The sequence below is a fragment of the Moorena sp. SIO4A5 genome, assembly GCF_010672005.1.
Classification (GTDB): Bacteria; Cyanobacteriota; Cyanobacteriia; order Cyanobacteriales; family Coleofasciculaceae; genus Moorena.
This window is the reverse complement of record NZ_JAAHHZ010000003.1, coordinates 269,070-295,861: the sequence shown is the minus strand read 5'-3', so window position 1 is coordinate 295,861 and position 26,792 is coordinate 269,070. Positions and strand designations below refer to the sequence as shown.

General features: G+C 44.1%; 25 protein-coding genes, 1 tRNA gene and 1 pseudogene. 16 read left to right on the top strand and 11 right to left on the bottom strand.

What is annotated here, in order from left to right:
• Positions 1–101 precede the first annotated feature (101 nt).
• The 3 genes from F6K57_RS03645 (at position 102) to F6K57_RS03635 (ending at position 6,970) form a co-directional block, all read left to right on the top strand.
• The gene (locus F6K57_RS03645; protein ID WP_293027117.1) at positions 102–1,406 is read left to right on the top strand and encodes a glycosyl hydrolase family 8; all 1,305 of its coding nucleotides are present in this window, start codon (positions 102–104) and stop codon (positions 1,404–1,406) included.
• A gap of 189 nt (positions 1,407–1,595) precedes the next feature.
• Complete coding sequence (locus F6K57_RS03640) at positions 1,596–4,199, top strand: cellulose biosynthesis cyclic di-GMP-binding regulatory protein BcsB (protein ID WP_293064887.1); 2,604 nt, start codon at positions 1,596–1,598, stop codon at positions 4,197–4,199.
• 176 nt (positions 4,200–4,375) lie between these two features.
• The gene (locus tag F6K57_RS03635) at positions 4,376–6,970 is read left to right on the top strand and encodes a glycosyltransferase family 2 protein (protein ID WP_293030259.1); all 2,595 of its coding nucleotides are present in this window, start codon (positions 4,376–4,378) and stop codon (positions 6,968–6,970) included.
• A gap of 1,255 nt (positions 6,971–8,225) precedes the next feature.
• Here F6K57_RS03635 and F6K57_RS03630 read toward each other — a convergent pair.
• The 3 genes from F6K57_RS03630 to F6K57_RS03620 are packed head-to-tail and all read right to left on the bottom strand — an operon-like array spanning position 8,226 to position 9,463.
• A complete protein-coding gene (locus tag F6K57_RS03630; RefSeq protein ID WP_293064884.1) occupies positions 8,226–8,474 on the bottom strand; it encodes a hypothetical protein in 249 nt (82 codons plus the stop codon).
• A complete protein-coding gene (locus F6K57_RS03625) occupies positions 8,462–8,581 on the bottom strand; it encodes a hypothetical protein (RefSeq protein WP_269087127.1) in 120 nt (39 codons plus the stop codon). Before F6K57_RS03625 ends, F6K57_RS03630 begins: the two co-directional genes overlap by 13 nt.
• Before the next feature lie 21 nt (positions 8,582–8,602).
• Complete coding sequence (locus F6K57_RS03620; RefSeq protein ID WP_293064882.1) at positions 8,603–9,463, bottom strand: tetratricopeptide repeat protein; 861 nt, start codon at positions 9,461–9,463, stop codon at positions 8,603–8,605.
• A 209-nt stretch (positions 9,464–9,672) separates the two neighbouring features.
• Between F6K57_RS03620 and F6K57_RS03615 the strand changes: the two genes are divergently transcribed.
• On the top strand, positions 9,673–10,182 hold the full coding sequence (locus F6K57_RS03615; RefSeq protein WP_293064880.1) for a hypothetical protein: 510 nt from the start codon (positions 9,673–9,675) through the stop codon (positions 10,180–10,182).
• A 105-nt stretch (positions 10,183–10,287) separates the two neighbouring features.
• Positions 10,288–13,521 (top strand): NB-ARC domain-containing protein, encoded by a 3,234-nt coding sequence (locus F6K57_RS03610; protein WP_293065041.1) that lies wholly within the window; start codon positions 10,288–10,290, stop codon positions 13,519–13,521.
• A gap of 185 nt (positions 13,522–13,706) precedes the next feature.
• On the opposite strand, the gene F6K57_RS03605 is transcribed toward F6K57_RS03610, so the two are convergent.
• The 3 genes from F6K57_RS03605 to F6K57_RS03595 are packed head-to-tail and all read right to left on the bottom strand — an operon-like array spanning position 13,707 to position 14,597.
• Positions 13,707–14,174 (bottom strand): hypothetical protein, encoded by a 468-nt coding sequence (locus F6K57_RS03605; RefSeq protein ID WP_293064878.1) that lies wholly within the window; start codon positions 14,172–14,174, stop codon positions 13,707–13,709.
• Between the two features lie 2 nt (positions 14,175–14,176).
• Complete coding sequence (locus tag F6K57_RS03600; protein WP_293064875.1) at positions 14,177–14,398, bottom strand: hypothetical protein; 222 nt, start codon at positions 14,396–14,398, stop codon at positions 14,177–14,179.
• Positions 14,399–14,420: 22 nt separating this feature from the next.
• Positions 14,421–14,597, bottom strand: a complete 177-nt coding sequence (locus tag F6K57_RS03595) for a hypothetical protein (protein ID WP_293064872.1) — start codon at positions 14,595–14,597, stop codon at positions 14,421–14,423.
• Positions 14,598–14,918: 321 nt separating this feature from the next.
• Here F6K57_RS03595 and F6K57_RS03590 point away from each other — a divergent pair, with 321 nt between their 5' ends.
• From F6K57_RS03590 to F6K57_RS03580, 3 genes are all read left to right on the top strand, one after another.
• Positions 14,919–15,164: a UPF0175 family protein gene (locus tag F6K57_RS03590; RefSeq protein WP_293051906.1), complete on the top strand. Its 246-nt coding sequence runs from the start codon at positions 14,919–14,921 to the stop codon at positions 15,162–15,164.
• Entirely contained in the window at positions 15,161–15,655 is a 495-nt protein-coding gene (locus F6K57_RS03585) for a DUF3368 domain-containing protein (RefSeq protein WP_075898392.1), read from the top strand. Before F6K57_RS03590 ends, F6K57_RS03585 begins: the two co-directional genes overlap by 4 nt.
• 88 nt (positions 15,656–15,743) lie before the next feature.
• Positions 15,744–15,950 (top strand): type II toxin-antitoxin system HicB family antitoxin, encoded by a 207-nt coding sequence (locus tag F6K57_RS03580; RefSeq protein ID WP_075898394.1) that lies wholly within the window; start codon positions 15,744–15,746, stop codon positions 15,948–15,950.
• Between the two features lie 251 nt (positions 15,951–16,201).
• Here the strand turns inward: F6K57_RS03580 and F6K57_RS03575 are convergent, their stop codons facing one another.
• Both F6K57_RS03575 and F6K57_RS03570 read right to left on the bottom strand, forming a co-directional pair.
• The gene (locus F6K57_RS03575; protein WP_293064867.1) at positions 16,202–16,762 is read right to left on the bottom strand and encodes a Uma2 family endonuclease; all 561 of its coding nucleotides are present in this window, start codon (positions 16,760–16,762) and stop codon (positions 16,202–16,204) included.
• Positions 16,763–16,786: 24 nt separating this feature from the next.
• Positions 16,787–16,942 carry a hypothetical protein gene (locus tag F6K57_RS03570; protein ID WP_293064864.1) on the bottom strand — a complete coding sequence of 52 codons (156 nt, stop codon included), beginning with the start codon at positions 16,940–16,942 and terminating at the stop codon, positions 16,787–16,789.
• An 86-nt stretch (positions 16,943–17,028) separates the two neighbouring features.
• Here F6K57_RS03570 and F6K57_RS03565 point away from each other — a divergent pair, with 86 nt between their 5' ends.
• Entirely contained in the window at positions 17,029–17,160 is a 132-nt protein-coding gene (locus F6K57_RS03565; protein WP_293020135.1) for a hypothetical protein, read from the top strand.
• A 9-nt stretch (positions 17,161–17,169) separates the two neighbouring features.
• On the opposite strand, the gene F6K57_RS03560 is transcribed toward F6K57_RS03565, so the two are convergent.
• Positions 17,170–17,775: a hypothetical protein gene (locus F6K57_RS03560; protein ID WP_293020133.1), complete on the bottom strand. Its 606-nt coding sequence runs from the start codon at positions 17,773–17,775 to the stop codon at positions 17,170–17,172.
• Positions 17,776–18,186: 411 nt separating this feature from the next.
• On the opposite strand from F6K57_RS03560, the gene psb28 reads away from it, so the two are divergent.
• Positions 18,187–18,573 (top strand): photosystem II reaction center protein Psb28, encoded by a 387-nt coding sequence (gene psb28, locus F6K57_RS03555; protein WP_293020132.1) that lies wholly within the window; start codon positions 18,187–18,189, stop codon positions 18,571–18,573.
• 102 nt (positions 18,574–18,675) lie between these two features.
• Positions 18,676–19,590 carry a TIGR01777 family oxidoreductase gene (locus F6K57_RS03550; protein WP_293036737.1) on the top strand — a complete coding sequence of 305 codons (915 nt, stop codon included), beginning with the start codon at positions 18,676–18,678 and terminating at the stop codon, positions 19,588–19,590.
• A 68-nt stretch (positions 19,591–19,658) separates the two neighbouring features.
• Here the strand turns inward: F6K57_RS03550 and murA are convergent, their stop codons facing one another.
• Positions 19,659–21,056, bottom strand: a complete 1,398-nt coding sequence (gene murA / locus F6K57_RS03545) for a UDP-N-acetylglucosamine 1-carboxyvinyltransferase (RefSeq protein ID WP_293064859.1) — start codon at positions 21,054–21,056, stop codon at positions 19,659–19,661.
• Positions 21,057–21,376: 320 nt separating this feature from the next.
• Here murA and F6K57_RS03540 point away from each other — a divergent pair.
• The 3 genes and pseudogenes from F6K57_RS03540 to F6K57_RS03530 all read left to right on the top strand — a co-directional run bounded on the left by F6K57_RS03540 (position 21,377) and on the right by F6K57_RS03530 (position 23,735).
• Positions 21,377–21,460, top strand: a tRNA-Leu gene (locus F6K57_RS03540).
• 186 nt (positions 21,461–21,646) lie between these two features.
• Positions 21,647–22,947 (top strand): annotated as a pseudogene (locus F6K57_RS03535) (transposase).
• 2 nt (positions 22,948–22,949) lie between these two features.
• Positions 22,950–23,735 (top strand): RNA methyltransferase, encoded by a 786-nt coding sequence (locus F6K57_RS03530; RefSeq protein WP_293064857.1) that lies wholly within the window; start codon positions 22,950–22,952, stop codon positions 23,733–23,735.
• Positions 23,736–24,101: 366 nt separating this feature from the next.
• On the opposite strand, the gene F6K57_RS03525 is transcribed toward F6K57_RS03530, so the two are convergent.
• Positions 24,102–24,638 (bottom strand): jacalin-like lectin, encoded by a 537-nt coding sequence (locus tag F6K57_RS03525; RefSeq protein ID WP_293020127.1) that lies wholly within the window; start codon positions 24,636–24,638, stop codon positions 24,102–24,104.
• A gap of 480 nt (positions 24,639–25,118) precedes the next feature.
• Between F6K57_RS03525 and F6K57_RS03520 the strand changes: the two genes are divergently transcribed.
• Together F6K57_RS03520 and lpdA are read left to right on the top strand one after the other, a co-directional pair.
• The gene (locus F6K57_RS03520; protein WP_293064854.1) at positions 25,119–25,313 is read left to right on the top strand and encodes a hypothetical protein; all 195 of its coding nucleotides are present in this window, start codon (positions 25,119–25,121) and stop codon (positions 25,311–25,313) included.
• Positions 25,314–25,336: 23 nt separating this feature from the next.
• Entirely contained in the window at positions 25,337–26,767 is a 1,431-nt protein-coding gene (lpdA, locus tag F6K57_RS03515) for a dihydrolipoyl dehydrogenase (RefSeq protein WP_293064851.1), read from the top strand.
• The last annotated feature ends 25 nt before the right edge of the window (positions 26,768–26,792 follow it).

Here is a 26,792-nt window from a genome sequence, read left to right as displayed (position 1 = left end):
CTTAGGTTCAGACTTCTTCCCTTAAAAGACTACGTTGGATCAATCCAGAGGCTTGTATCCAACTATGTTTGAGGAGTAAATGTAAGAGCCGCAAATTTACGATGTCATACAACAGCCGTCAAGGTTTATTTATGGGTCGCACCCTCAGGGTTTCTATAGTTACTTTCACCATTATGTTGTTGAGTCTATGGGGTTGTGCTCCCCATCAATTGTCAAGACGATCTCCAACCCCTTCACCACCCCAGTCATCACCAAGCAAAACGCCTTCAGTATACCGTGAGTATCCTGAACCAGAGGCTCCCCAGACTGCTTTACCTATAGACGAAAGCGCTATTATAGCAGAAAGTTGGACTGTATACAAAGAGAAATTTATTCAAAAAGACGGGCGAGTCATCGACTACGAAGCAAGCGATCGCTCAACCTCTGAAGGGCAAGCCTATGGGATGCTGCGAGCGGTGATTGCCGATGACCCCACCACCTTTGCCCTAACCTTAGAATGGTCTCAAAACAATCTCAAACGCTCAGGAACCAATGGTACTCTCGAAGACCAACTTTGGGTGTGGAAGTGGGGTCGTAATCAGAGCGGTAACTGGGGTGCGATTGACAGAAATTTTGCCAGCGATGCCGATATTGATGCAGCAACAGCATTAATTCTCGCTTCTCGTCGCTGGAATCGACCGGAATACCTAGACTTAGCTTTGACTAAGCTGGAAGATTTGTGGAACTTGTCCACCAAAGAGGTCAGGGGAAAGCGCTATCTTCTGCCAGGACCTGTAGCAGCCTTTGTGCCCTCTCCATCAACTGTATATCTCAACCCCTCATATCTTGCTCCTTTCTCCTTTCGTCTCTTTGCCCAAGTTGACCCCAACCATGACTGGTTAAGTTTGGTGGATAGTAGCTACCAGGTGTTAAAAGAGTCTTCTCAGGTTTCTGCTGTAGGTTTACCCAGCGATTGGATAGCCCTTGATACCGAAACTGGTCAATTCCAGCCATTGCCACCAGACAGTCCACTCAAAAGTTCTTATAGCTTTGATGCCTACCGAGTGTGGTGGAGAGTTGCTTGGGATGCAGCTTGGTTCAATACCCCAGAAGCATTTTCCTATCTCGGTACTGCCACCCAGCATTTGCAATCCCTGTGGCGTTCTTCTTCAAAGCTGCCCGCCAGGATTGACATCCAGGGAAAACCAACGGTGACTTACGAAGCAACTTCCCAATATGCCATGCTTTATTCTGCCCTACGTTTAATTAAGCCAGCGATGGCTAGAGAATTGATAGAGCAGAAACTAATACCACAATATCAGGAAGGCATTTGGGATGATCAATCGGCCTACTATACCCAAAACTTAGCTTGGTTAGGGTTATTGCCTACCACAGCCATCGACCGCAACCTGTTAAATCCCAGTTAGGGAGGGGAATAGTTTAAACATACCAATAACTATACCGATAACTATACCGATCAATCTATACCGATCAATCAGGTGATACAGGTGACAAAAATGGTCTAAATCGTTAAAGTTAAGCCTAAGCAATACAACTTTTCTTTATAAATTAAGGGTGATCTTACTATTCTCCTAGTATTCTCTATTGTTAAGATTATGAAATTCTTGTTTCGCCGCTCCCAAGCCCAAGATCGTACGACTAATCATCAACGACGTCCTTCTCTAGGTCCTAGATTATCCTTGTTGCTGCTATGTGCAAGCATGGTATTAACCCTCGGCATCGGTACTACCCTAACCAGAGCTCAAGGGGACGGTAACCTCAGAAAACAGGAAGACCAGTTCATCCAGAAGTACAGCTTACCCAAAACCCCCACTAAGGCTCCAGTCTACAAACCTAAACCTCGACCTCGGCCAGCGGCGCGACCTAGACCAAAAGCTGCTCCAGCAGCGCCACGACAAAGACGTTCTAATCCTGCGCCAGCAAGGGTTGCTCCCACCAGACCTCGACCAGCTGCCCGACCTCAGCCACGGACCAAACCCCGCTCCCAGTCCCAACCTCGTTCACAGCCCCAATCTACCCCAAATCCAATTGCTTCTACGCCGAATATCCCATTAAGTGAGTACATCTTGCAATTTAACCGCTCTCCGATTGTAGGCAATCGCCTCCGTATGCGGGGGGTTTATTCGGAAGCAAGACTGGGCTTTACCCGTCCGAGGGGTTGGAATATAAAAACCGCCAAAGCCTTAATCCGCTTCCAGCATTCACCAGCCTTGATTGCAAATCGCTCTAACCTGACCTTGCGGATTAATGGTACCAGTGTGGCCAGTGTCCCTCTCAACCGCAAGCAGTCTCAGGTGGCTAACGTCATGTTTGCTATTCCAACGACCCTGATCCAGGACTACAATGAACTTTCCCTAGTAGCCCAGCAACACAACACCACTGGCTGTACGGATGGAGGGGATGCCACGTTGTGGACTGAGGTTTTGCCGGATTCCAAATTAATCTTCCAATACCAAGTTCAACCTATCCCCCTAAATTTCAGTCGCTATCCTTATCCTTTCTTTGATCAACTCAGCTTAGATGCCAATCGCATTGCTTATATGCTGCCGCAGGGGAATGTCCAGACCCGATCCGTGGATTCCTTAGAATCTTGGTTGACTGCTGCGCCTCGCTTACAGGCTTCCCTAGGCAGATTGGCTGACTTCCGTCCTATTACCACCCGTTTAGTAGAGACTATCGACGAATTAGAGTGGGGCGATAGTTTAGTTGTGATTGGGACTCCTGGAAATCAACAGGTTTTGAAGTCTTTAGAACTGCCCTTTACTTTCTCCGGGAATCAGATTTTAGATGGAAATCAGATTCCCTTACCCGATGATGTCGGTGTGCTGGCACTTACCACCGTCAATGATGGCAGTAACCCGGTCTTGGTGGTGACTGGCAATGGCCCAGATGGCGTGAAAAAGGCTGCCCAGTTTTTAGTACAGCCAGATACCAGTAAACTTGGCACAGGTCAATTAATTTTCGTGGATCAGGTTCCGGATGTACCAATACCATCCTCCCGAAATTGGCCTGGTTATTTGCCAGAAGAAAATTCCTTTACTCTCCAAGACATCGTTACTCAGCCCAATGGTAAACCCTTTAAGGACGTAACGGTGCGAGGCAGTGGAGCACCACCGGTAGAGTTTAATTTTCGTGCCTTACCGGATGATCGGTTTAAACGGGGCAGTTCCATGAATTTAGTTTACAGCTATGGTCCCCAGGTCAATCCTCGCACCTCTGCTGTAGAAGTCTTACTAGATGATGTACTAATTGGTGGTAAACGCTTGACTAAGAGGGATGGCTCACAGCGAGAAACCCTCAAAGTGGATCTTCCTGCCAATCTGATTAAACCCACCTCTAAAATCAAAGTTGCTTTCCGGCTGAACCCCAGGGAACCAGAGGAGTGTGGTAAAATTACGGACCAACAACTAACCGGTACGGTTCATGCTGAAACCAGCTTCAAAGTTAATCGGGAGCCCTCAGTTCAACTACCTAATCTAGAACTGTTGCAAGTAGGTTACCCATTTGCAGCTCCTCAAGATTTGTCCAATACAGCGATCGTGTTGTCAGAGACACCATCTGATACCGATCTGCTCACACTACTAGCTATGAGTGAACGTTTAGGACGTCTGAGTAAGGCAGATTCAGTACAGCTGGATGTTTACACCATTGAACAATTGCCTGATCAGATCAGGAGGAAGCGCAATCTAGTCGGAATTGGCACCAGGGATGAATTTCCGTTTCCAGAGGTATTTGAGTCAAAAGGTTTGCGTTTGAGTAATGCTCTAGGACGTCAGTGGGGTGAAGCTAGTGCCCAGACTCTACCGGATACTGAAGGGGTAATGAAACAAATCATGTCTCCCGATAACAATCAGCGGGTACTTTTGGCTTTGAGTGGTCAAACGGAAAATGGCTTAGACCGCGTGCGGCAGATTCTCACTAAAGATTCTTGGTTCTACCAGTTGCAGAAGGATACGGTTTTAGTTAGTAGTTATCAACAAGACCCTGCTGGTTATGACCCCGATGCCTATAAGCTAGAGTTCTTTGAACTAGCCCGTTCTAAAAAGCGCATTGAAAAAACCTCCGCCCTCAGTAAAGCATCGTTCTTCCTCCAACAAAACTGGTGGTTCCTAGCTTTAGGTATTCTGGGCGTAACCTTCCTGCTTTATGGCATTAGCCAGTTGTACCTCAAGCGTGTGACAGATCAAAAAAGTCATTAGTAATTAGTGATTAGTGATTAGTCTTTAGTTTTAATTAGTCTTTAGGATTGTTTGTCTATTAAATAGGATTAAATCAAAATTCCACTGTCAGCTATCAGCTGATAGCTGATAGCTGACGGCTGAATACTTACATCAATATTAGTTTCACATCTCAAATCAAAATGCTATAAATTGCTATGTCTTTTTCCTTATTCAAACAATCGAGAAATAGGCAAAATCGCCCTCGTCGCTCCCCTTTAATTACATTACTCGTTGATCGCCTACCTCGGTTTTTTGACCGAGTCCTAGCACGGCTAGGGTCGAATCACTTGTCGTGGCTGATTTTGCTGCTGGTGTTGCTATCCATACCCCTGATTACTACACCCCTAACAGTCAGGCAGCAGGGGATTGTAGCGATCGCACTAATATTGGTTGGTCAAGTGGTAGTGCGCACTGAAGCCAAACAATCTGATAAAACAGTCAGTGAGTATTTTCATCTGTTTTTAGTATGGCTGAGCCTGGTGACCACCATGCGCTACCTATACTATCGCTTTGCCTATACCCTAAATTTTGATACTTGGATCAACGGGTTTTTCTGTGTGCTGTTGTTGGGGGCGGAATTGTATGCAATTCTAACCCTATTGCTAGCTTATTTTCAAACTATCAAAATCAAAGACCGAGAAACCGTTGATCTGGCTAACTATCCTCAAGACCAATGGTTCAAGGTTGATATCTACATTCCAACCTACAACGAGCCTGTGGAAATTGTCCGCAATACAGCAGTAGCCGCTCTGGCTATGGACTATCCGGAGGATAAAAAACAAGTCTATGTCTTAGATGATGGCAGAAAGTATCCAGAGCGTCGCAAAAAGTTGAAGCAGATGTGCGAAGAAATCGGCTGTAAATTGTTGACTAGACCTAACAATGATCATGCCAAGGCAGGTAATATCAACACAGCTTTTAAGACTACCAAGGGCGATCTGGTATTGATTCTGGACTGCGATCACATTCCAGTGCGAAAATTGCTGATGCGCACAGTCGGGTTTTTCTACAACCCAAACGTATCCTTTGTGCAAACGCCCCACTGGTTCTTTAACCCCGACCCCTTTGAGCGAAATCTCTATACTAAGGGTGAGATTCCAGTGATGAATGAACTCTTTTATAAAGTACTGCAAAAGGGCAATGACTTCTGGAATGCTTCCTTTTTCTGTGGCTCAGCAGCGGTAATTCGCAAAAACCATGCGCTGGAGATTGGGGGAATTGCCGTTGAAACCGTTACAGAAGATTGTCACACGGCCTTCCGACTCCATTCCTTAGGTTATGAGTCAGTGTACTATGACCAGATTATGGTTGCTGGCTTAGCCCCTGAAACCTTTGCCTCCTATGTGGGTCAGCAAGTGCGTTGGGCAAGGGGAATGGCTCAGATTCTACGGCTAGAATTCCCCTTGTTGAACTGGAAGGCAAAACATCTCACCTTAGGCCAGCGGATTTGCTATTTTTCAGCCACCTCCCACTTCTTCTATGGCTTTCCCCGGCTGATTTACGCTATCACTCCCACTCTATTCCTATTGTTTGGCATCAATCCCATTCAGGGTTTGGGGCTAGAAACCTTATTTTATGCCCTGCCCCATCTACTGATTAGCCTCAATGCTAACTATATCACCTACAAAGAAGTTCGCTTTTCCTTCTGGAACGAGGTGTTTGAATTTGTGATGTCATTCCAGACGGGGTATGTCACTCTGATGGCGGTGATTAACCCCAAGCTCGGTTCATTTAATGTAACTGACAAGGGGGTATCGGTTAGTCAGCGGAGTTTTGATTGGCAGTCAGTACAGGGTCTTTTGGTAGTAACAGCTATAGTGATTGCTGCCTTACTAGCTGTTCCCTTTTGGCTGCTGCTCCGTCCAGAAGATGCAGAAGCGGTCTTGGTTAACGCCATGTGGTGCGTCTTTAACTTGATTCTGCTGACAGCAGGTTTGTTGGTTGCCTTTGAACAACCCCAACAACGCCCCAAACACCGCCTGCTACGACGCCTTCCGGTGACAATTCACACCACTGACCAGAGTTGGCCAGGGGAAACGGTTAATATCTCAGAAAGCGGAGTTTTAATTGCCTTAGATAGCTGGCCCAACCTACCTGATCAAGTAGACCTTGAAATTGTGGGAGATTACGGCAGACGAGCCTTTGTTGCTGGAGAAATTATCCGCAAGACACCGATTAGTGACCATCAAGTTCACCTTGCGATTAATTTTATCAACCTCACTCAAGCTCAGCTAGATGATTTAGTCCTAGTAATTTATTCCGATGTCAGGGAGTGGTATTCCCAGAAGCGTGCGACCTTAGACCGACCTATGGGCTCCTTAGGTTTCTTAGCCACTGGTGTGTTCCGTGCCTTCCGAGAGTTGAATACCCAAACTAGTACTAAGGTGCGTAAACAGATTAGGGCTACTGCTCAGCTTTATTGGGAAGGTAAGTTTTACAGTGGTAGGGCAACTGAAATGGGAGTGATGAGTTTACGGGTTGAATTAGAACGCAGCACTGCCTATTCTGATACCACGGAGCAAACTAGTCCATTGCTCACACCAGAAGATTTACGAAGAATGGAGCAAGACCAACCCTTCGTTGGCTTGCTATTGAGTCAGGAATCGACTAACCAGTTACCACAGCGATTGTTGGCTCAAATTGTGGATGTCGAAGATTTATCCGATCAAGTTGCCATTGAGTTGAAGTTCCCAGACCAATTAAAGCAGAAACAGGAGACCAAAATTAAACAGCTTTTGAAGGTACTTTAGTTGAAGGTTTAATCAGGTTGAAGGTTGAAGGTTGAAGGTTGAAGGTTGAAGGTTGAAGGTTGAAGGTTCCCCTTGGAATTACCCTAGGGTAGGTTAAAACTGGAGTTTAGACTATGACAAAATAGCCCAGTCTTCTTTTGAGGCTGAGATGTTAGTAAATTGATGCAAAATTTGGTCTAAGTCCAGGGTAAACGCATATAGAAAAGAAAGAACAATGGTGTAAAATCAAGGATTTTGTCGTAACTGCTCACCGCAACAAGGTGGTGTTATTGCCAAGAGTATCGATTTTGCAATCGCGAAGAACAAAGGGGTCGGTTATTGGTTCTATGAGCTGCTGTTAACTCCAGTAGGCAAAGAAGCTACGAGAATTTTCAGCAAGAAATTGTTATCCAAACCAGCACGAAGCGCGCTTCATTCTTAAACTGCCCGCGGGTTGGCTCAAGACGCAAGAGATTAAGAGCCAAACGTCGCAGAATACTGAAGTTGCGAGGAGCATGGTTTTTGCGAATGCGACATTTGTCCTCACAGAACAGTACATCTAGTGGGACTAAGCGCGATAATTAAAGGCATAAATAGTGCTATCCTATATAGGGTCTAGTTTTTAGGTTGGTTACTTTGTCCCTCCAATCCCATGAAAGAAACTGTTTCCACAGCAATGCCTCCATCAGCTAGTAAGGTAATTTGGCATTTCACAACCCAAGATGCACGAATTAAATTGAAGCATCAATATCGCTGTTTTTGAAGATGTTGAATCCGACAATTCTAATGCATCAAATTAAGCTTGCCACGCCAGTAGGGTGCGTTAGGGACGGGCTCGCCGTGATTGTCACGGTCGCCAGGGTTGGGATAGCCCGTCCCGTAACGCACCACCGGCTCAAACCCCTTGAACAAGATGCACCGAGCCAGTTGGGTAGGGTGCGTTAGGGACGGAAAGCCTCTGATTTTATCAGTAGCCAGTATTGGGACAGTCCGTCCCGTAACGCACCACCGGGTCAAACCCATTGAATAAGATGCACCCAGCCAGGATTGATGATCGTGATCTTTTTGGCATCATGGAAGTAACTCCTATTTAGGTGGGAGGAAAACCGCGCTGATGTTGATTAAGGCTGTTACCAGCGCGGTTATTAGTATCGGTCTTTACCTTCTATAGTATAGATAACTCCTGGGAAAAATGCAAGGGATAATTAAAAGTTTTTACATTTCTTTACAAATATTATGTTTCGCGATTTATGGACTCAATTATGTGTAATTTATTTTATTTTTTTGAGTTAGCTGTGTTAATGAGCAACACCTTAACCAAAATCACCAATGCCCCTTTGTTTTTTTTGTGTAGGGTTAGATGTAAACCTAGGATATCTTTTTTGATTAGACAATAAAACTGAGAATCTCTTTCTCCTCTTGCCTGTTGCCTGTTGCCTGTTGCCTGTTGCCTGTTGCCTGTTGCCTCTTGGCCTTTGGGAGTATGTTCACAACCCAGATACAACGCGCTTATTACTTCCAGCACTCTAATTTTAGATTCCTGACTTCATTCATTTTTCGATAATCTCTATCTTCTGAAACAATAATTAAATTATGTTGTATGGCTGTGCAAGCTATCCATAAATCGTTGATACGTACTCCGGCATCCTCTATTTATTCCCTAACTCGGTTGACATAGTCCAAACACTCTTGAAAATCATCTCCAGCCCAAGTTGGTGAAGTTTTTAGCCAATCTAAGAGGTTTGTGACTGGATACTTTTGATGAGATAGTTGATAATTGTCAATCTGCCACAAAATTACCCTTGCCGTATTTCTGATATCCATAAGATAGTTTTTGGCTGCGTCTGGAAGCTCATTTTGTTCAGATGCCAAGGCAGAAGCTTGCAAAATTGCCATTAATCTACGTTTAATACGTTCTAGATAGTCCTTGGAGAAGTCAAAGATATGCTTTTCCAAAACTGTTGATAATCTAGACAGTCCTGTGTAAAGACTACTGAATTTATTAACAGTATCGATTTCAAGTGCTCGTTCAAAAGCCTGCTGTGCTTGATCTAATTTACCCTGTTGTTGGAGCACTTCTACTAAATGGTTCAATCCCATAGCAAGTAATGATTGATTATTGAGGGCTTCAGCGATCGCAATTTCTCGTTCAAAAGCCTGCTGTGCTTGATCTAATTTACCCTGTTGTTGGAGTAATCGTCCTAAACGATTCCACCCCATAGCAAGTAATGATTGATTATTGAGGGTTTGGGCAGTCGCGATTTGACCATTTAGTTCAAATTCATCTCCCAGAGCTGCTATTAAAGGCTGACCCTTGTGTTCTGATCCAATTCGACCCAAATCCTCTACAAAATTAATTCTTTCGATAATTTGCTTGAATTCAGCATAAAATCCTTCTTGATTAGATTGCTCCAGATTCCTCAATTTTGCCTCGCTTATTGCTAAATATTCGATAATCAAGTGCTCGTTATTTAGAACTAATTTAGTTAATTCTTCTTCTGGTAAGATTAGCATTAGTTAAACTACTTTTAATGATATAATATAAGTTGAGTATAGCATGTAAGCATATGCGTAGCACATAAGCTGATAGCTGATAGCTGATAGCTGATAGCTGAATGCTTACTATAGCATTTACCTACTCCCTACTCCCGATTCCCTACTCCCTGCTCCCTGCTCCCTTTGCTAAAGTTATATAATAAAACTATCAATCATCTCTTTCAACTATGGAACCATTAGCCGCTGCCGTTGTCGCTATTTCTACTGTGCTCGCCACTAAAGCCCTAGAAAAAACTGGGGAAAATGTCGGGCAAGTTGTCTGGGACCAGACTAACCAGTTTGTGGAATCCCTGAGAAGCCAGTCTCCAGATACAGTAATGGCGATCGAGCAAGCTCCAGGGCAACCTCTTAATTATGCCGAAGTGGTATTGGAAGTAGAAGCAGCAGCCAAGCAAAATCCCGAAGTTGCCCAAGCCATCGAGGGTTTGGTGACTACTGTTGATGCTGAAGCTTTGCCTAACTTAGAGGAAATTATTGAAAAGATTACCAAAGCCTTGGAATCCCACCAGGCTACTAGTGAGACTTACAACATTGAGAACATAATTGAAAACGTGGAGAACTTTGCCAAAGGGGATATTAATCAAGGTAATACTAATATTGGAAGAGATAGTATTGGAAGAGATAGTATTGGAGGAGATAGTATTGGAAGAGACAAAATAACTAATAATTATAATTGACTACAGTCGCCTGGGAGGCAGGTTAACCAAACTCGAACAAATCAAGCACCCCCACTACCTGCGTATTATGTCGAACGCCCGGAAGTAAGCCAACGACTAAAACAAATTCTGTTATCCCAAGAAACCGCTAGAGCTGGCACTTTAGTAGTTAGTGCCATCTATGGCTTAGGAGGCATTGGGAAATCCACCATTACTGCCGCCTTAGCCCATGATTCAGAGGTTCAATCCCATTTTCCCGATGGGATTTTTTGGGCAACCTTAGGTCAGCAACCTGATATTTTATCCTTTCTAAGTACGTGGATACAGGCATTAGGAGATTATGACTTCAAAGCGATTAATATTGATAGCGCTTCTTTACAATTAAGAACGTTATTATCTGATAAAAAAGCCTTGCTAGTCGTGGATGATGTTTGGCATCCTGACCATGTTGAACCCTTTCGAGTAGTAGGGGGTGGCTGTCGGGTTTTAGTGACCACCAGAGAAGCTCCGGTTAACGGTGCGATTCGCTATGATTTAGACGTGATGACTCTAAATCAATCCTTGGAGTTATTAACCGCTTGTTTCAACAATGAGTTAACTAATCAAGAACTCAACTATGCTGAAATCTTAGCTAAAACTGTGGGCTACTTACCCCTAGCCTTAGAATTAGCGGCTGCCCAAGTTAGGGATGGATTCTCTTGGGAAGAGTTACTGGATGAGTTACAAGCAGAAATTGCTGACTTAGAAGCCTTGGATCGATTGGAAGCAGAGGAAGAACCAAATGACGCCAAGCGCAAAAACTACAGTCTAGTGGCTTCCTTTAATCTCAGTTTAAAGCGATTATCCCCCGAGAGATTGAAAAAATTTGCTTGGTTAGGGGTACTGCCGGAGGATGTCACCATTACTGAAACCATGGCGACTACCTTATGGAACTGTAATTCAGTTAAAGCTAAAAAGACTTTACGATACTTAAGACAAAAAGCGTTATTACTACCAGGGGTCTCTAGTACAAAAAAAACTAACTATCGCCTCCATGACCTGTTACATGATTTAGCCCGTAATCTGCTACAACCAGAGCTAGGATTATCAATCCCCGAAGCCCATCAGCAATTAGTAGAACGTTATCAAACTAAGATCGAAAACGGATTATGGCATACCTTACCCGATGATGGTTACATCTATAACCACTTAACCTGGCACCTAGAGAAAGCCCAAAAGATAGATCAAATTCATCAACTCCTGAAAGAAGAAACTCCAGAAGAAGATAACGGTTGGTATTGGCAGTGTGATAGACAAGGAAAAACTGCCAATTTTATCAAGGATGTATCGAGAGCTTGGGCAATAGCAGCAGCTAAGTTTAAGGAAAATCCTACAGAATCGATTAGTTTACAGTGCCGGTATGCTCTGATTACGACATCCCTCAACAGTTTAGCTGGAAATATTCCTCCAGAGTTAATGGCTGCATTACTTAAGAACAAAATCTGGACGCCAGCCCAAGCACTAGCTTATGTGCGACAGAGCAAAGATTATGAACGTCAAGTAGAAGGTTTAAAGGTAATTAGTGAGTATCTTCCGTCTTCTTTATTAGCGGAAGCGTTAGATTGCGTCAGAGGGATTTGGGATGAATACTACCAAGCAAAAGCCTTAGTAGACTTAGCCCCCCACTTACCGGATGTGTTGTTACACCAAGCCTTAGATTGCGCCAGAGGGATTTCCTATAAAAGATACCGAGCCGATGCCTTAGTGGCCTTAGCCCCCCACTTATCCGAAGTGTTACCTCAAGCCTTAGATTGCGCCAGAGGGATTGACTATGAATCAGACCGAGCCAGAGCCTTAGCAGCCTTAGCCCCCCATTTACCGGAAGTGTTGTTAGCCCAAACCTTAGATTGGGCCAGAGGGATTTCGGATAAATCCCACCGAGCTTTCGCCTTAGGAGCCTTAGCCCCCCACTTACCGAATGTGTTACCAGAAGCCTTAGATTGCGCCAGAGGGATTGACCATGAATACTCCCGAGCTTTAGCCTTAAGAGCCTTAGCCCCCCACTTACCCGATGTGTTGTTACCCCAAGCCTTAGATTGCGCCAGAGGGCTTTCCAATGAATACTACCGAGTCAAAGCCTTAAGAGCCTTAGCCCCCCACTTACCCGATGTGTTGTTACCCCAAGCCTTAGATTGCGCCAGAGGCATTGGGTATAAATACGACCGAGCCGATGCTTTAGTAGCCTTAGCCCCCCACTTCCCGGATGTGTTACCCCAAGCCTTAGATTGCGCCAGAGGGCTTGACCATGAATACTCCCGAGCTTTAGCCTTAGTGGCCTTAGCCTCCCACTTCCCCGATGTATTACCAGAAGCCTTAGATTGCGCCAGAGGGCTTTTCGATGAAGACTTCCGAGCCCATGCCTTAGTGGCCTTAGCCTCCCACTTACCCGATGTATTACCAGAAGCCTTAGATTGCGCCACAGGGCTTTCCAATGAATACTACCGAGTCAAAGCCTTAGTGGCCTTAGCCCCCCACTTCCCCGATGTATTACCGGAAGCCTTAGATTGCGCCAGAGGGATTTCCGATGAATACTACCGAGCCCATGCCTTAGTAGCCTTAGCCCCCCACTTACCCGATGTGTTGTTACCTCAAGCCTTAGATTGCGCCAGAGGGCTTTTCGATGACAGATACCGAGTCAATGCCTTAGTGGCCTTAGCCTCCCACTTACCTGATGTGTTATCGGAATTAGATTGCGCCAGAGGGATTGACCATGAATACTTCCGAGCCCATGCCTTAAGAGCCTTAGCCCCCCACTTACCTGATGTGTTGTTACCCCAAGCCTTAGATTGCGCCAGAGGGCTTTCCAATGAATCAGACCGAGCCAGAGCCTTAGTAGCCTTAGCCCCCCACTTACCTGATGTGTTGTTACCCCAAGCCTTAGATTGCGCCAGAGGGCTTTCCAATGAATCAGACCGAGCCAGAGCCTTAGTGGCCTTAGCCCCTCACTTACCGGATGTGTTGTTATCCCAAGCCTTAGATTGCGCCAGACGGATTTGGCATCAAGAATACCGAGCCGATGCCTTAATTGCTTTAGCCCCCCACTTACCTGATGTGTTATCGGAAGCCTTAGATTGCGCCAGAGGGATTGACTATGAATCAGACCGAGTCAATGCCTTACAGGACTTAATTAAGATATTCACTCCTTCGTCCGTTGATTTTCCTCTTTGGCAACAAATTCTTGATAGTTTAGCTAGTCTAACCCGTCCCTATTTTCTTAGAGCTCTTCCTCAATTAGCTCCTTTAATCATCGAGCTTGGGGGTATTGAAGCCCTAAGAGAAACAGTGGCAGCGGTTGATGATGTTAGTCGATGGTGGAAATAGGGAAAAGGGAGTAGGGAGTAGGGAGTAGGGAGTAGGGAAGAGTTAATCAAGGATAGAGGAATTATGATTAGCCTTACTGGGTGTGGCGTGGATGGGTGTTAGGATTCAGTTGATGCCTGTGCCATGGGGAATAATTGCACTGAAATAAAGTTCATAAAATACAGAGCAACATCGCATCCCTAATTTCAAAATCTAATATCTTGCCATCGTCGAGACTCAAGGAAACGACTTAGATGTTTAACGTTAGTGGTAGCAATAACTAAACGTTGTCCTAAATTTTCTTGTTGAAATAGTTGACACTGAGCAGCAATTATCACATCATTATCAAGAGTTTTGTCATCAGCGGTCGGCATTCCTTGATGGCGAGACATTGCCCAAAGTTGAGCAGCATGACGCATAACCGGTTGAGTTATCGGTAGAAAGTCAATGATATTGCCCATCTCATCAAGATTAGCTAAACCTTGATGTAATGGTTTTCTCATGCCATCTAAGATTAAACTTCTTCTAACTTCATAATCACACAAATCAGAACTCAGTACATAAACTCCTCTAGCTAAAAGAGAGTAAAGCCATTGCTGACATTGTTGTGCTTCTAATTTGTCATTGGGAGAAGATAATAACCCTAAAACGCCTGTATCGACAAAAACAATCATTATTAGCTATATAGCTTAGAGCCTTCTGGACGAAAACTATCAAGAATTTGTTTAAATTTCTCTAAATCTTCCTGTCTAATTTTAGCTTCTTCTTGTGTGATTTCCTCTTCAAGGCGTTTTCTTAGCCATGCCAGAGCAGGTTGATTGAGTTGAATTTGTTCTTCGACAGTTTTCCCTCTATGTCTTAAGTAGGGAGCAAAATGACTTTGAGTATTGGTTGCCATAGATTTTAACACCTTGTTTACTTCATGCTTTACTTAATTTAGTATAGCGCTTATCAATGCCCTTGCGGTTACGCTGGAGTTGGTGCAGCAGGGGTTCAATAGCAGCAGTGAAGGGTTGACGAGGTAGATCGATATGCGATCGCACAAAGGTACAGTCAAATTCAGCCAAGATATCTTCGATGGGTTTAGGGAAGGTCAAAATATTGGCATTAGCTGTAAGGCTGTCCAGCTTTGAGAATGCGGCGGCGGTTCATTTGTAGAGTAACTTAACTACTATAATTTTACAGTATTTTTCAATGGGGTAAACTAGAAAGTTCTGGGTTTTAGGGAATCGGGAGTCGGGAATCGGGAGTAGGGAGTAGGGAGTAGGGAGTAGGGAAGAGATAAGAGTTAATCAACGATAGAGGAATTATGATTAGCCTGACTGGGTGTGGCGTGGATGGGTGTTATAATGCAGTTGAAGTTTCTGATAAAATTAAAGTAACTGTTGATAATCGACTAATTACTTATCAGTGTAGCTATGAGTGTAGTTATCCCTGACGATATTGTCCAAGCTAGCCAAATGACTGAGGGTGAGTTCAAACTTGAAATTGCCCTGATGCTGTATAAGCAAGACAAAATTAGCAGTGGCAAAGTCCGTGCCTGGACGGGGTTAACCGTGATTGAATTTCAGCATGAACTTGCCAAGCGCGGTTTAGATTTGAATTATGATGTTGCTGATTTTGAAGCAGACCTTAAAACCATACAATCGATGAGTTTGCTGTGATTATTATTAGCGATACATCACCCATTACTAATCTAGCAGGCATCAATCAACTTAACCTCTTGCATCGCTTATATGGTTCTGTTATTATTCCCGTTGCTGTCTACAATGAAATGGTTGGTATCGGTAAAATTGTACCTGGAACAGTAGAAGTCCAAACCTTATCTTGGATTAAAACTCAGGCTGTTTCAGATAGGCAGCAAGTTGTCATACTTCAGGAAAGTCAAGAAACCATCGATTTAGGTGAAGCAGAAGCGATCGTATTAGCACTGGAAATGGATGCCGATTTGCTACTGATGGATGAGCGACGGGGACGAACAGTTGCTCAAGAATTGGGGTTAACTATTGTGGGGTTACTGGGCATTCTGGTGCAAGCCAAGAAAAGTAATTTAATTCCGGCGGTTAAACCATTAATGGATCAATTGATTGAAACAATGGACTTTCGTATTAGTTCTCAATTGTACCACGCAATTCTCCAAGCTACCGATGAATAAAGTACATTATAAAATTAAAAGAGGCAGGACTTTATCCTTCTTGGGTTTTAGGGAGTTGGGAGTCGAGAGTCGAGAATAGAGAAGAGCCATGAAATATAGCATTTTAATTCAATGGTCAGAGGAAGATAACTCTTATGTGGCTAGTTTACCCGAATGGGGTAACTATGCTCGTACCCACGGTGACACCTATGAGGAAGCTCTTGAGAATGCTAAGGAAGTTTTAGAGGATTTGGTATACGCCTATAGCCAAGTTAATAAAGAGTTACCAACTCCAAAGATACTAGAGGTAGCCTGAAATTAGCCTAAAAGTAAGTATTCAGGTATTAGCTGAATGCTTACACTCCCTAAAAACTTAGAACTTTATACCTAACTGAATTGCAAACCGCTGTAATTAAACTGTTGTTATTTGTGAATAATTTAATAAAGGTAACTCTTTACCTCTAGCTTGGTAATCTTCTACTAAAAGCTCTAACACTTCTTATAAGCAGTCAGCTGACGGCTGACGACTGTTCGCGTAGCGTGAGCTTTTAGCTCACGGCTGACGGCTTATGTTACATCTTCATACAAAGCCTCAAGACTAGTCCGAAAATCCACAGTTTCTAGATTAATCTCACTGCCCGGATAATAAAATTGCAATGTCCAAACTCCCTCGGAATTCCGGCGAAAGCAATCTAAGCGTTTACGATTTTGGCTAATTAAAACATATTCCACCAAGGTTTCTAACTGTTGATAGTCAGAAAATTTGTCACCCCGGTCAAAGGCTTCAGTCTTGGGAGATAAAACTTCTACAATTAAACAAGGATATTTTTTATAATTAGCCAATTCTCGGTCTCTGGCATCGCAAGTCACCATAACATCAGGATAATAATAACTATTGGATGCTTCAACATAAGTTTTCATATCTGCCATATAAACCCGACAGCCAGTGCCCCTGACATGATTTCTTAAGGCTGAAGCCAGGTTAAGGGCAATAGTAACATGGGCATCACTAGCGCCAGCCATAGCATAGACTTCTCCATCAATATACTCATGTTTGATGGCACTATCTTCTTCGTAGGATAGATACTCTTCTTTGGAAATGTAATTGGGGATTTTATCAGCAATCATGATAGTTTCAATACAGTGACTTTATTAGTATAGAATAAAGGGAGTAGGGAGTAGGGAGTAGGGAGTAGGGAGTAGGGAGTAGGGAGTAGGGAGTAGGGAGTAGGGGAAAGAGTGTGGGGAGTGTGGGTAGAGAGGATACTGAAGAAGTAATTTTCGATAATTGGGTATAGTTAAAGACATTGTATTGATGCAGTCGATCATCGATATCTGATGATATTATCGCCTCCTTAATCAAAACTCGTTGATCATACTTTTAAATAAAAGTAATGGTTGAGAGCAAGGATAAATTTAAACTAAAAATTGCGATCAGCGCGTTTTTCATACTTATATTCCTATTCTCTATTCCCGATTCCCGATTCCCGATTCCCGACTCCCTAATTAAAAACCACTATAATTAATTAACCGTTTCAATTCATAATCCCCACTAAAATTTCCAGCAACTCGGTTAGCTCTTCTGGGACGAGGTAGCGCTTGGGGTCTTGTTGTATGGAACGTTCTTGGCGATTAAAAGTACCGAAACGCCAGTCTTCTCCGGTGGTAACAATGCCATACAAAATTCTCTGGTCAGACTGGAGCCACTGATCAAGGGCAACCAACTCCACCGCCAGTTGAGTGAAGCCCCGTACCAGATCAGATTGTTTGGCTTCTATCACAATCACGTTATGGTTAGCAATATAATAATCTAAGGTTCCCCGCAGGTGTTCGCTAACTGCAATAGAATATTCAATGTAAATGCGGTGATTAGTTAGATCCACTACTTCAAACAGAATTGGTGCGATCAAGGCTTCGCGACGGGCAGTTTCGTTGATCAGCTCGATGCGCTTGCGGTTACGCTGGAGTTGGTGCAGCAGGGGTTCAATAGCAGCAGTGAAGGGTTGACGGGGAAGATCGATATGCGATCGCACAAAGGTACAGTCAAATTCAGCCAAGATATCTTCTAGGGTAAAGGGAAGGTCAAAATATTGGCTAAAGCTGTAAGGTTGTCCAGTTTTAAGAATGCGGCGGCGGTTCATTTGTGGTTAGTCTTCCTTGGTTTTGAGGAAATTCGGAGCAGGGACTTAATAGCAATAGTAAAGAAAGCTACTTTTTTATGTTATGATAAATTACCAAAATTGCTCATAAACTTTTTATCAAAAATATACCTATATTTTATCCTTAAATATCCTCAATTAACTGGAAATAATAGCAAAAATAATTGCTTAGCAAAAGTGTTGTAAATCATAGGAAGTAAATCCAAAAAATACCAATTAAAGTAGGCTGAGCAAAGTCATCTAATCTAGTTCCCTACTCTCTACTCCCCACTCCCTACTCCCCACTCCCCACTCCCTACTCCCTACTCCCTACTCCCTGTTACCTATAAAAATAATTTTGTCAACCCCTCCCAAGGCGATATACTAAAATTTAACGATGTTTTTATATTTCAAATGAACTCCTCAACACCATCCATCCAATTCTTTGACGGTATTTATGAACAGCTGAGTGACGTCAGCCTCAGAAAAAACCGAAGCTCAGGAGCCCGCATCGTCTTAATGACCTTTGAAAGCTTAAAGGCTATTGAACAATTCAACAGTTATAGAAACCGATTTTCTCAATCAATGGTCTTAACAGACGAAGAAGGGGTCATTAATATGACTCCATCCTCAATAAAATTTCGCTTCGGTGGTCCAGAAGGAGATGAGCTAGCAGGAGTGGAGTGTAAAGTTGAAATTGATCAAGACGACCACTGGGAACGCTTCATGCGCTTCATGAATCGGTACGCTGAAGCTAATGGCATGGCTTACGGTGAAAGCAAACCATCTACTGAAGGATAATTACCCATCCTGAACATTTCCCCCGGTCTTTGGGTTCCGTCCCAGGTTAACCTAAGCCATAAGTGTGCTATCAGACACGATATCAAGTATCAAGGATGAAGTATGAAAGTCGCAATTACTGGAGCAACAGGATTTGTCGGTAGCCGCTTAGTCGAGCGTCTACAAGAAGAAGGACATCAACCCTTAATCTTAACCCGTGACTCAGCTAAAGCTAAGGCGAAATTTCCCAATATAGAAACTATTACCTACACTCCCACCGAATCAGGGGATTGGCAAAATGCGATCGCAGGCTGTGATGGTGTAGTCAATTTAGCCGGAGCCCCCATTGCTGAAGAGCGCTGGACAGCAGCCCGTAAGCAAGAAATCCTCAATAGCCGCCAATTAGGTACCCAAAAAATAGTGGAAGCGATCGCTCTTGCTGACCCTAAACCCACGGTATTAGTAAACGCTTCTGCCATTGGTTACTACGGCACTAGTGAAACAGTAACCTTTGATGAAACAAGTCCTGCTGGAGACGACTTTCTGGCAGAGGTTTGTCAAGCCTGGGAAGGGGAAGCCCAGAAAGTCAAAGAAGCTGATGTACGACTAGTGATACTGCGCCTCGGTATAGTTTTGGGCAATGGCGGTGCCTTAGCCAAAATGATACCCCCCTTTCAAATGTTTGCTGGAGGGCCAATCGGTACCGGTCGCCAATGGTTTTCTTGGATTCACCGAGACGATGTAGTGAACTTAATCATAGCTGCCCTAACCAGACCAGACATGGAAGGGATTTTCAATGCCACAGCCCCCAATCCTGTCTTGATGTCCGAACTATGTAACGCCATTGGAGAGGTTCTCAATCGTCCCTCCTGGTTACCAGTTCCCAGTGTTGCCCTAGAAGCCCTGCTGGGAGAAGGAGCCACAGTAGTCTTGGAAGGTCAACAGGTGCTACCCAAACGAACCACTAGTTATGGATGGGAATATCAGTATTCCACAGTAAAGCAAGCTCTAGTAGAGATATTGAAAACTGAAAATTGAAAATTGATCAGAATTAACAATTAACAATTAACAATTTCTCAATGACTAATGACTAATGACTATAACTACTAAGGTGTTGCAGTCATGGCATTAGTGGGAGTCGGAGGAAGTTCCTCTTCCTCTATCTGAGCCGGAACCCGTTCTACTCTAGCACCAAGTTGTCGGAGTTTACCCTCCAAATCGTCATAACCCCGGTCTAAATGACGGAGTCCCTGAATCGTAGTTATTCCTTCTGCCCCTAACCCAGCGACCACAAGTGCAGCAGATGCTCGTAAATCCGTACCCACTACTGGTGCTCCCGACAACATTGGCACACCTCGGATAATCGCATTATTCCCTTTAACCCGGATATCCGCCCCCATACGATTCAATTCGGCAACATGACGCAGCCGATTTTCAAAAACCGTTTCGCTAACCACACAGTTTCCTTCACTCAGAGCCAGCAAGGCCGTAAACTGGGCTTGCATATCCGTAGGAAATCCAGGATAAGGCAAAGTTTCAATATCCGTTGCCCTTAGTTTATTGGGAATAATTCGTAAGCGATTGGGTTCTTCCACCATCACCTCACTACCAATTGCCCGTAGCTTAGCAATCACAGCAGTTAAATGTTCCGGTATTACTGGGTAAAGGCTCAGTTCAGAGTGGGTAATTGCCCCAGCTACCAAGAAAGTGCCAGCCTCAATCCGGTCAGGAATAATCGGGTAATCCACCGAATGTAAACTAGAAACCCCAGAGATACTAATAGTTTTAGTACCAGCACCACTAATTTGAGCTCCCATTGCTCGGCAGAAATTCGCCAAATCCACCACTTCTGGCTCTTGAGCAGCATTTTCAAGGGTGGTTTCCCCTTCTGCCAGAGTCGCTGCCATCAGCAGAGTTTCCGTTGCGCCGACACTGGGGTAATCCAGGTAGATTTTTGCCCCCTTTAGCTTGTTGTTACCTGTTCCTTTCACATAAGCATTGACAATCCCATGCTCAATATGAACTTGAGCGCCCATCGCTTGTAGACCCCTGACATGGAGGTCTACAGGTCTAGCACCAATCGCACAGCCACCAGGCAGTGGTATCCGTGCCACTCCCAATCGCGCTAGCATCGGACCAAGGATAAAAAAGCTAGCTCGCAGCTGGCTAACCAACTCATAGGGAGCTTTTGATTGTCCGATATGGCTGACATCTAAATCTAAGATGTCACCATTGCGTTTGAGCTTCACTCCCACAGCAGCAAGAATCTGGCTCATCCGCTCGATATCTACTAGGGAAGGCACATTACGCAGTCGGCAATCTTGAGAACACAGTAAAGCCCCTGCCATAATTGCCAAGGCAGAATTTTTAGCTCCACTAATTTTTACCTGTCCGTGGAGAGACGCTCTACCCCAAATCTTGAGAACCGATTCGTTTTCCTGGGACAGAGATTGTGGATTTATCGGGCTTTGAGAGTGATTGATGGGTCTATCCTCCAAAATCATTGTAATTTCTGGCGAAATGTTAAATTTGGTTTTGATTTTACCTGAAACTTTATAAATGTCTAGTTTTCCAAGTATCTTGATCGAATGTCAGGTTTTCCACTATACTCAGTAGTTGGCAATGTAAACCGGGAAATTTGCAGGCGTTGCGGCTATCGACAAGTTTCTTGTCCAAAATCCCAGTAAATGCTGTATACTAAAAAACCGGTGAGCTAATAGAGCAAACCCTATAGCAACCCTAAGTTTAATCCTCAACCGTGACAGTTCTGAATCAGAACTGACCACTATCGGAATCACCAAAGATTGCTATAGCGCCAACAAACGCGGAACTGGCGGAATTGGTAGACGCGCTAGATTCAGGTTCTAGTGTTCGCAAGGACTTCCGGGTTCAAGTCCCGGGTTCCGCATAATTAGCCAGACTTGTATGCTGACCGAAAGTCTAAGGGCGCAACGCCCCACCGATTCTATCCATGGGGTTAGCCCGCAGGAAATTTATTCCCTGATCAATCTCCGGGAACTTTTCTCGGAAGACATCGACTATAATAATAAGTAAATTCAACAAAAAACTAAGGAGGTGATTAAAAGTGTTTGTAATGGAGTTCAAAGCGGTAATCAAAGAGTCCCAAAAAGTCGCAATAAATGAAGCTATTAGGACAGCAAAATTTGTCCGCAACAAAGTGCTTCGATATTGGATGGATAACAGAGGGGTCGCCAAAAAAGAACTCTACCGTTACAACACTCAACTCAGGGATGAATTTAACTTTGTCAAAGAACTTAATAGTCACGCCTGTCAGGCTTCTGTCGAAAATGTAGAAAGGGCTATTAAAAGGTTTTTCGATAATTGCAAGAAAAAAGTCCCTGGCAAGAAAGGTTATCCCAAGTTTAAGAAGCATTATAGGTCGGTTGAATATAAGCAATCTGGATGGAAATTATCCCCGGACAAAAAATCTATCAAGTTTACCGACAAGAAAGGCATTGGGAGGGTTAAACTCAAGGGCACCTGGGACTTGTGGAGTTTCGACCAGAAACTTATTAAGCGAGTTAGGATTGTTCAAAGAGCTGATGGCTATTACGTCCAGTTCTGCGTAAAAATCGATAATATTGAGCGACTAGAGGCTACTGGTTTTACTGTTGGGTTGGACGTAGGCTTGAAGGAGTTTTATACCGACTCTGATGGATACTCAGAACCTAACCCCAGATTTTATCGCAAAGGCGAAAAGCGCTTAAAGTTTTACCAGAGACGAGTATCTCGAAAAAAGAAAGGCTCATCCAATCGCAAGAAAGCAATTAATAGACTAGGCAGGACACATCTTAAAATAAGTAGGCAGCGTGAAGAACATGCCAAGAGACTGGTTAGAAGTTACCGTAAGAATAAAGAAGCCTTTATGGTTAGTCGGCTATGCATAAAAGGGTTAAATCTTTGTTATTAAGGCTTCTTTATTCTAAGGTTTCGTCTCCGGCGCGTTACGTAATCCGGTCTAACGACCTGGTCGCCTATGAAGATCTCAGAGTCAAGAACCTGGTCAAGAACCACTGTCTTGCTAAATCTATTAATGATGCGGGTTGGTATCAATTTCGAGAATGGTTGGAATATTTTGGCCAGAAGTTTGGAAGGATCACTGTTGCAGTTAATCCTGCTTACACAAGTCAAAACTGTTCTGATTGTGGCGAAGTGGTCAAGAAATCTTTGTCAACTAGAACCCACACCTGTAAGTGCGGATGTCAGCTAGACCGCGACCACAACGCCGCTAAAAACATCTTAACGAGAGCCTTGGGTACGGTGGGGCACACCGGAACTTTAATCAACGCTTGGGGAGATCTGTCCTCTACTCTTCCTGGTTCCGACCTGGTTGAGCAAGACGGGTCTATGAACCAAGAATCCCCTGGCTTCTAGCCATGGGGAGTGTCAAAAGCACTAAGAATCCCCTAGTCAAGGAAATTCGCAAGCTGCACAGAGTCAAAGGGCGTCGGCAGCAAGACCTATTTCTGTTGGAGGGAACCCACCTGTTGGCAGAAGCCTGTGCCGTAGATTATCCCCTAGTCACCCTCTGCTATACACCAGAATGGCTTGAAGCTCATCCACAACTATCCCACGATGCTTCCGTTCGGTCTCAAAGAGTGGAAGTAGTCAGTCAGTCTGTACTAAAAGCGATCGCTACTACAGTTGAGCCAGATGGAGTAGTAGCCACAGCAACCCGTCTTCCCCTTTCCCCGAAACCCTTCAATTCCCTCTCCCTAGGGCTAGCCCTAGAAACCATACAAGACCCAGGAAATCTTGGAACAATCATTAGAACTGCCGTAGCTGCTGGTGCAGAAGGATTGTGGCTAAGTTCCGATAGTGTAGAGCTAGATAATCCTAAAGTATTGCGAGCCTCAGTTGGTCAGTGGTTCCGTCTTCCCATGGCAGTTACCCCGGATTTGCCCACCCTCGTAGCTCAAGCTCAAGCTCAAGGGATACAAGTAGTGGCCACAGTACCAGATGCTAAGGTCAGTTACTGGGACATAGATTGGCGCTGTCCTAGCTTAATACTCCTGGGCAATGAAGCAGCTGGACTTAAGGAAGAGTTAGTAAACACCACAGATCAGCAAGTTAAGATTCCCCTGATGCCAGGGGTAGAATCCTTAAATGTAGCGATTGCTGCTGCCTTGATGTTGTACGAAGCTAAACGGCAACGTTTTTGAAAGTATTTAGTCTCAAGTTTTAGGTGGGCTGGTTGACTGACAAAACTGTAAGCATAAGCTTACACAAAACTCAACCAGCGTAGTCAAACCACCTTACTTTAAAGGCATCTATAGCAGTCGAAGCCTAGTTTAGGACAGTCACTTTTCCTCAAACCTAGATACAAAGCTAGTTTAACTTCTGACTTCTGACTTCAAACTTCTGACTTCTGCTATAATTTTATGATTTCTATAAAAAATAGTGTTCTTGGAATTCCAAAAACACTATATAAATAATTGCCTTATCAAAAAAACAATAAAGTAGGGTTTATTAAGAACTATCCCCGGTTACCCAACAAGATGGGAATACGGATGATAACTATCCCCAGTTTATTCACACCCGGTGTCGATATAGACTCCCAAAGAAGTGAGATAGCCACTGGCGCTGCCGAAGAATGATTGAATGGTGGGTTGGGCAGCTTTTAAAGTGAATGGCTTTCGGTTTGATGTTGATTGCATAGTACCAAACGGACCATAGGTCTTGCCCTTAAGAGTCTTAAATGTTAATTGGGCAATTAAGGGTTTGTTGCCAGCATATGAATAGTCTGCAACGTAACCATCTACTTCTACTAATGGATCATCTGCACTAAAATTGATGGTGGTCTCTCCGCCGCCAGTACCTCCATTCTGAAATGATTTTCCATTGGCATAACTTACCTTGAAGCCATCAATAATCCACCCATGATGAACCGTGATTTCAGTAATTGGACCTAATGTGCTGGCCTCAGGGAAATTATAAAATTCAGTGGTTGTCCGTCCTACAGGGCCTTCAATAACTTGGGCTTGGGCAGGAGAAACCCCTAGAGTTGTGCTCAGCAAGACTACTGCAGCCAATAGTCCAATAAACTGAAAAAATCGCTTAAACATTACTTAAAACCTCAATCTTTTAAAGGATTTGTAACCCACCCGAATCTAGCAGGTATGCTAGCCAAAATATTGAATTATTTAAAAAAAATTTAGATTTATAAAAAAAATATTATTTTTGACATATTATGGCTCAATATATGCTCAATATTTCAATGGTAAGAGGCAAGAGGCAAGAGGCAAGAGGCAAGAGGCAAGAGGCAAGAGGGGAAACAGATTCGGGGTTTTATGGTTCAATAAAAAAAGACCATACAGCTTGAAATATCAAATACAAATGCTATATATGAGCAAGCTAAAAGCCATGAAGGGGCGATAGCTTGAGTACAAATGCTCTGCATAAGTGACATACACCCCATCTAACTTAAGTAAGTTTAAAAAAATCTCTAGTTATGACTTGTAACTAATAACAATTAAGGTATTGGAGCTAACTAAAATTTTTTCTATAGCGGTTTCTAGCCTAATGAGGTACACAGGAGTTTTTCCGTGTTCCGTGTTCCCACGTCCGAAGTTCCCTGTTCCCTGTTCCCGATTCCCGATTCCCTGTTCCCGATTCCCTGTTCCCTGTTCCCTGTTCCCTTTGCGATCCTAGATACTTCATACTTCACCCTCCCAATCTTAATAGTTGAGCACTTGCAATCCTGGATTGCTCAAGTTGAAAATAATAAGGACGAAGCATAGCCAATCTAACTCAGGAGATAGATGTGAGTCAAGACTTTGATTACGATTTATTGATTATCGGTGCTGGTGTGGGGGGTCATGGTGCTGCCTTACACGCAGTTAGCTGTGGTCTGAAAACCGCTATTATTGAAGCCGCTGACATGGGCGGAACTTGTGTCAACCGGGGCTGCATCCCTTCTAAAGCTCTATTAGCCGCATCAGGTAGAGTGCGAGAGCTACAGGACGCTCATCATCTCAATGCCCTTGGGATTAAAGTAGCAGGGGTTGAGTTTGACCGAAATGCGATCGCAAATCATGCCAGCAATCTAGTCAGTAAAATTCGTGGTGACCTGACCAACAGCCTAAAACGCCTGGGTGTGGATATTATTAAAGGCTGGGGTAAAGTAGCTGGACCTCAAAAAGTAACCGTTGCTACAGACAATGGCAAAAAAACTATCACTGGCAAAGATATTATGATATCCGCTGGTTCAATTCCCTTTGTACCCCCAGGAATTGAGATTGATGGCAAAACCGTATTTACCAGTGATGATGCCATCAAACTAGAATGGCTGCCAGATTGGGTAGCAATCGTGGGCAGTGGTTACATTGGTCTAGAGTTTGCTGATGTCTACACAGCACTAGGGTCTGAAATCACCATGATCGAAGCCCTAGATGACCTGATGCCAACCTTTGACCCTGATATTGCCAAACTAGCCACACGCATCCTGATCAAACCTCGGGACATTGAAACTCACACTGGGGTGCTAGCGATGAAAGTAACTCCCGGTTCCCCGGTAGTAATTGAACTAGCAGATACCAAAACCAAGGAAGTAGTCGATGTGCTCGAAGTCGATGCTTGCCTGGTCGCTACAGGTCGGATTCCCGCCACCAAAGACCTAGGACTAGATGCCGTAGGAGTGGAAACAGACCGGCGCGGTTTTATTCCCGTAGATGACACCATGGCAGTACTTTCAGCAGGGGAACCCGTACCTCATCTTTGGGCAATTGGTGATGCCACTGGGAAAATGATGTTAGCCCATGCCGCATCCGCTCAAGGTATTGTCGCAGTAGAGAATATCTGTGGACGTCAGCGCACCATAGACTACCGCAGCATACCCGCAGCCGCCTTTACCCATCCAGAAATCAGCTACGTCGGCCTAAGCGAACCACAAGCCAAAAAATTGGCCTCCGAAGAAGGCTTTGAAGTATCCATTGTAAAATCATACTTTAAGGGGAATTCTAAAGCGATCGCAGAAGGAGAAGCAGATGGGGTAGCGAAAGTGATCTACCGTAAAGATACCGGGGAAGTCCTAGGAGTCCACATCCTAGGTATCCACGCCTCCGACTTAATTCACGAAGCCTCAAATGCGATCGCAAACAGACAATCGGTCAACTCCCTCGCCTACTTAGTCCATGCTCACCCCACTCTGTCAGAAGTACTCGACGAAGCTTACAAACGAGCTGTAACTCATTAGTCAAAATCCTTTGTTAATTGCTAAT

Coding starts and splice junctions, on each gene's coding strand:
- F6K57_RS03645 (WP_293027117.1), top strand. CDS start 102: ATGTCATACAACAGCCGTCAAGGTTTATTTATGGGTCGCACCCTCAGG.
- F6K57_RS03640 (WP_293064887.1), top strand. CDS start 1,596: ATGAAATTCTTGTTTCGCCGCTCCCAAGCCCAAGATCGTACGACTAAT.
- F6K57_RS03635 (WP_293030259.1), top strand. CDS start 4,376: ATGTCTTTTTCCTTATTCAAACAATCGAGAAATAGGCAAAATCGCCCT.
- F6K57_RS03620 (WP_293064882.1), bottom strand. CDS start 9,463: ATGCTAATCTTACCAGAAGAAGAATTAACTAAATTAGTTCTAAATAAC.
- F6K57_RS03615 (WP_293064880.1), top strand. CDS start 9,673: ATGGAACCATTAGCCGCTGCCGTTGTCGCTATTTCTACTGTGCTCGCC.
- F6K57_RS03605 (WP_293064878.1), bottom strand. CDS start 14,174: ATGATTGTTTTTGTCGATACAGGCGTTTTAGGGTTATTATCTTCTCCC.
- F6K57_RS03600 (WP_293064875.1), bottom strand. CDS start 14,398: ATGGCAACCAATACTCAAAGTCATTTTGCTCCCTACTTAAGACATAGA.
- F6K57_RS03590 (WP_293051906.1), top strand. CDS start 14,919: ATGAGTGTAGTTATCCCTGACGATATTGTCCAAGCTAGCCAAATGACT.
- F6K57_RS03580 (WP_075898394.1), top strand. CDS start 15,744: ATGAAATATAGCATTTTAATTCAATGGTCAGAGGAAGATAACTCTTAT.
- F6K57_RS03575 (WP_293064867.1), bottom strand. CDS start 16,762: ATGATTGCTGATAAAATCCCCAATTACATTTCCAAAGAAGAGTATCTA.
- F6K57_RS03570 (WP_293064864.1), bottom strand. CDS start 16,942: ATGTCTTTAACTATACCCAATTATCGAAAATTACTTCTTCAGTATCCT.
- F6K57_RS03565 (WP_293020135.1), top strand. CDS start 17,029: ATGGTTGAGAGCAAGGATAAATTTAAACTAAAAATTGCGATCAGCGCG.
- F6K57_RS03560 (WP_293020133.1), bottom strand. CDS start 17,775: ATGAACCGCCGCCGCATTCTTAAAACTGGACAACCTTACAGCTTTAGC.
- psb28 (WP_293020132.1), top strand. CDS start 18,187: ATGAACTCCTCAACACCATCCATCCAATTCTTTGACGGTATTTATGAA.
- F6K57_RS03550 (WP_293036737.1), top strand. CDS start 18,676: ATGAAAGTCGCAATTACTGGAGCAACAGGATTTGTCGGTAGCCGCTTA.
- murA (WP_293064859.1), bottom strand. CDS start 21,056: ATGATTTTGGAGGATAGACCCATCAATCACTCTCAAAGCCCGATAAAT.
- F6K57_RS03530 (WP_293064857.1), top strand. CDS start 22,950: ATGGGGAGTGTCAAAAGCACTAAGAATCCCCTAGTCAAGGAAATTCGC.
- F6K57_RS03525 (WP_293020127.1), bottom strand. CDS start 24,638: ATGTTTAAGCGATTTTTTCAGTTTATTGGACTATTGGCTGCAGTAGTC.